5 protein-coding genes are annotated in these 3,984 nt (G+C 63.3%); 4 read left to right on the top strand and 1 reads right to left on the bottom strand.

Annotated features, from left to right (window positions below; genetic code table 11):
- Positions 1–999, bottom strand: a 999-nt coding sequence (locus tag AACS18_RS07885; protein WP_258228680.1) for a sigma-54-dependent transcriptional regulator, incomplete at its 3' end; no start/stop codon positions are given.
- A 255-nt stretch (positions 1,000–1,254) separates the two neighbouring features.
- On the opposite strand from AACS18_RS07885, the gene AACS18_RS07880 reads away from it, so the two are divergent.
- The 4 genes from AACS18_RS07880 to mobA all read left to right on the top strand — a co-directional run.
- The gene (locus tag AACS18_RS07880; RefSeq protein ID WP_108612156.1) at positions 1,255–2,097 is read left to right on the top strand and encodes a substrate-binding domain-containing protein; all 843 of its coding nucleotides are present in this window, start codon (positions 1,255–1,257) and stop codon (positions 2,095–2,097) included.
- Between the two features lie 64 nt (positions 2,098–2,161).
- Positions 2,162–2,863, top strand: a complete 702-nt coding sequence (locus AACS18_RS07875; protein WP_005347674.1) for an ABC transporter permease — start codon at positions 2,162–2,164, stop codon at positions 2,861–2,863.
- A 34-nt stretch (positions 2,864–2,897) separates the two neighbouring features.
- Positions 2,898–3,593 (top strand): energy-coupling factor ABC transporter ATP-binding protein, encoded by a 696-nt coding sequence (locus AACS18_RS07870; RefSeq protein WP_108612155.1) that lies wholly within the window; start codon positions 2,898–2,900, stop codon positions 3,591–3,593.
- Positions 3,565–3,984: molybdenum cofactor guanylyltransferase MobA (gene mobA, locus AACS18_RS07865; RefSeq protein WP_108612157.1), on the top strand; the 420-nt coding region annotated here is incomplete at its 3' end. The genes AACS18_RS07870 and mobA, both read left to right, overlap by 29 nt.

Here is a 3,984-nt window from a genome sequence, read left to right as displayed (position 1 = left end):
GTGGTGTACCAGCGCGGGGATATCGTCGATCCGCTCCCGCAGCGGGGCGACCGGCAGCGCCACCACGTTGAGACGATAGAAGAGATCTTCACGAAAGCGGCCCGCCTCCACCTCGGCCTTGAGGTTGCGGTTGGTGGCGGCGACGATGCGCACATCCACCGCCAATTCGCGCTCGGCCCCGACCGGGCGGATGGCCTTCTGCTCCAGCGCCCGCAGCAACGAGGCCTGCATGGCAAGGGGCATTTCGCCGATCTCGTCGAGAAACAGGGTGCCCTGATGGGCGACCCGAAACAGGCCGTCGCGCCCCTTGCGGGCGCCGGTAAAGGCCCCCTGCACATGGCCAAACAGCTCGCTTTCCAAAAGCTCCGGCGCGATGGAGGCGCAGTTGAGGGGCACAAAGGCCCCCATCCGGCCAGAGAGTTGATGCAGGGCGCGGGCCACCAGCTCCTTGCCGGTGCCGGACTCCCCCTCCACCAGCACGGCGGCGTTGGAGGGAGCCACTCTGGCGATGAGCGTCTTGAGCTCGCGGGTCTTGGCACTGTCGCCAATCAGGGTGGGCGGGAAGAGCTTGCTCACCTCCCGGCGCAGCAGCAGGTTCTCCCGCTCCATCTGGCGGCGCTCGATGACTCTGTCCACCGCCTGCACCATCTGATCGAGGTTGAAGGGCTTGAGGATAAAGTCGCTGGCGCCGAGGCGCAGCGCCTTGAGGGCGGTCTCCATATCGCCAAAACCGGTCATGAAGATGATGTCGCTGCGGCGGGTGCCGGGGTCGATGGCCTCGTGCCATTCGATGCCGGAGCGCCCCGGCAGCCGGATGTCGGCGATGATAAGGTCGAAGTGAAGGCGGCAGCGCAGGGCTTCCGCCTCCTCCACACTGGCGGCAGTCTCAATCTGGGCGAAGCGCTTGGCCAGCGCCTTGGCCAGAAAGCTGCGCATGCCGGGCTCATCGTCAACGATAAGCAGGGAGAGGGCAGACCAGCGGCTGGGAGGGAGTGTCATGGAAAAAAGTACCTCGGATGCACGTACGGTCGGTGAATGTCCCGATAACCGGAACCTTAGTGGGACATTTTGTCCTTACCGTATCAAAAGCACCAACACCAATTATTAAAAGCGATAACAAGCTCACCTAATTGATTCTAATAAGCTTCTGTTTTTAAAAGGCAAACCGTTAATGCACCGGCAAAGGAACAGTTTGGCACCCTGCTTGCTTACTCTTGCCCTCTCCTCATCCACCCTGAAAAAAGTTGCATCACGATGACGATAAAAACCAACCTCAAACGTTTTGCCCTCTCCCTCGCCGCCAGCCTGCTGATCGCCGGTGCGGCCCACGCCGAAGCGGATACTAATGCCACAAAAGCGCCGATCCGCCTGGCCACCACCACCAGCACCGAGCAGTCCGGTCTGCTGGGCTGGCTGCTGCCCCAGTTCACCAAGGAGACCGGTTATCCGGTGCAGGTAATGGCGGCCGGTACCGGCCAGAGCCTGAAGATGGGCGAAAATGGCGACGCGGATCTGGTGATGACCCACGCCCCCTCTGCCGAGAAGAAGTTCGTCGATGCGGGCTTTGGCATCGAGCCGGTACACCTGATGTACAACGACTTCGTTATCGTTGGCCCGGCGAAAGATCCGGCAGGTCTGAGCAAACTGCACGACGCGGCCAAGGGGCTACAGGCCATCAAGGATAAAGGCCAGACCTTTATCTCCCGCGGTGACGAGTCCGGCACCCACATCAAGGAGAAGACCCTGTGGCAAGCCGCTGACGTCAAACCCGAGTTTGCCGGTTACAAATCCATCGGCCAGGGGATGGGCCCCACCCTGACCATGGCCTCGGAGCTGGGTGCCTACACCCTGACCGACCGCGGCACCTGGCTCGCCTACCAGAGCAAACTGGATCTCGCCGTGCTGCTGGAGGGTGACAAGCGGTTGTTCAACCCCTATCAGGTGATCCTGGTCAACCCCAAGCGCTACCCGGATCTCAACACCGAAGGGGCCCGCACCCTGAAAAACTGGCTGGTCTCCGAACATGGCCAGAAGCTGATCGGCGACTTCAAGGTAGCCGGTCAGGCGCTGTTTGTGGCGGATGCCAACGGGAAATAATGGCAACGCTGACCCCTGCGATGACCTTGATGGCCCTCCCCCGGTTCGCTGAGGGAGGCGCCTGATGCCGACCCTGCTCGACACGACATTAGCGGCCCTCGCCCTGCTGTTCAGTGGTGACACCGAACTGTGGCAGGTGGTGGGGGTTTCCTTCTCCGTCTCCTGCATCGCCCTACTGCTGGTGCTGCTGCCAGCCTTGCTGCTGGGCTTTGCCCTGGCCTATCTGCCGCTGCCCGGCCGCTGGCTCTGGCTCTCCTGCATCAATACCCTGCAATCGGTGCCGACCGTGGTGATTGGCCTCTTGCTCTATATGCTGCTGTCGCGGGCCGGCCCCTTTGGCGACTGGAAGCTGCTCTTTACCCAGCAGGCAATGGTGGTGGGGCAGATGCTGATCGCCTTCCCGGTGATCGCCACCATGGCCCACGCGGCGTTTGTCCAGAGCGACCGGCGTGCCTGGGAGACTGCCCTGACCCTGGGGGTCTCCTGGCCCAAGGCGCTGATCGGCCTGATGCACGAGTGCCGCTTTGGCCTGCTGGCCGCCATCATCGGCGCCTTTAGCCGCATCGTCACCGAGGTGGGCTGCTCCATGATGGTGGGGGGCAATATCCTGCACTTCACCCGCAATATCCCCACCGCCATCGCGCTGGAAACCCAGAAAGGGGCCTTCACCCAGGGGGTGGCGCTCGGCATAGTGCTGCTCACCCTGGCGCTGTTGCTCAACCTGCTGCTGACGGCGTGTCGCGGCCACAGCTATCTGAAGAACTGACCATGACCCCACTGTGTATCAACAGGAGTACCCCATGGCCCTGACCGCCCACCAGCTGACGATGCGCTTTGGCGAGCGCCAGCTGTTCGAGATTGACCGGCTCGCCATCGCACCGGGGGATACCATCTGGCTGCATGGGGCCAACGGGGTGGGCAAGACCACCTTGCTCAAGATCCTGGCGGGGCTGCTGACCCCCACCCGCGGCCACACCAATCTGCCGGGGCGCTGGCAACAGCGGCTCAACCGGCTGCTCAAGCGGGATCTGGGGCCGGGCCGGGTCACCTATCTGCACCAGACCCCCTATCTGTTCGATCGCACGGTGCACGACAACGTGGCCTGGGCGCTGGATAAACAGCTCGGCAGCGAGATCCGGGTGTTCGAGGCGCTGCGCCGGGTCGAGCTGGAGGGGCTGGCGCGGGAGCACATCAGCATTCTCTCGGGTGGCGAACGGCAACGGCTGGCAATGGCTCGCGCCTGGGCGCTGCAACCGGCCTTTCTGCTGATGGATGAGCCCACCGCCAATCTGGACACACATTCGGTTGCCCTGATGGCCGCATTGGCGCAAGATCTGCGGGAACATGGCAGCGGCCTGGTCGTCATCAGCCACCAGAGCAACGCCCTGACCGACCTGTGCGAGCGGCAATGGACCCTCGCCCGTGGCCAGCTGCAAGAGACGACCCCTTTAAAAATCATCGAGCGACATGACTTCAAAAAGCGACAGCCACTCTGATCCCGTTGCCGTATCAGCAGTGATCCTGGCAGGAGGCCGCGCCACCCGGATGGGGGGCGAAGACAAGGGATGGGTAGCACTGGCGGGACGCCCTCTTATCGACCACGTTTTGGCGCGCCTGCGCCCCCAGGTGGATGAGGTGCTGATCAACGCCAACCGCAGTCAGCCCCGCTATCAGGCGCTGGCCACGGTCATCAGCGATGACAACAACGACTATCTCGGCCCGCTGGCGGGCATGCAGGCTGGCCTTGCCGCCGCCCGTCATGACTGGGTGCTGTTTGTCCCCTGCGACGGCCCCGCCCTGCCGCTGGATCTGATGAGCCGCTTTCGCGCCGCCCTGACCCCGGATACCGAGCTGGTAGTGGCCCACGATGGCGACTGGCTGCAACCC

Source organism: Aeromonas sp. HMWF015 (genome assembly GCF_963878965.1).
In the GTDB taxonomy this organism is placed as follows: Bacteria; Pseudomonadota; Gammaproteobacteria; order Enterobacterales; family Aeromonadaceae; genus Aeromonas; species Aeromonas veronii.
Note: the sequence above shows the minus strand (reverse complement) of the source record. Positions and strands in the feature narration are given on the sequence as shown.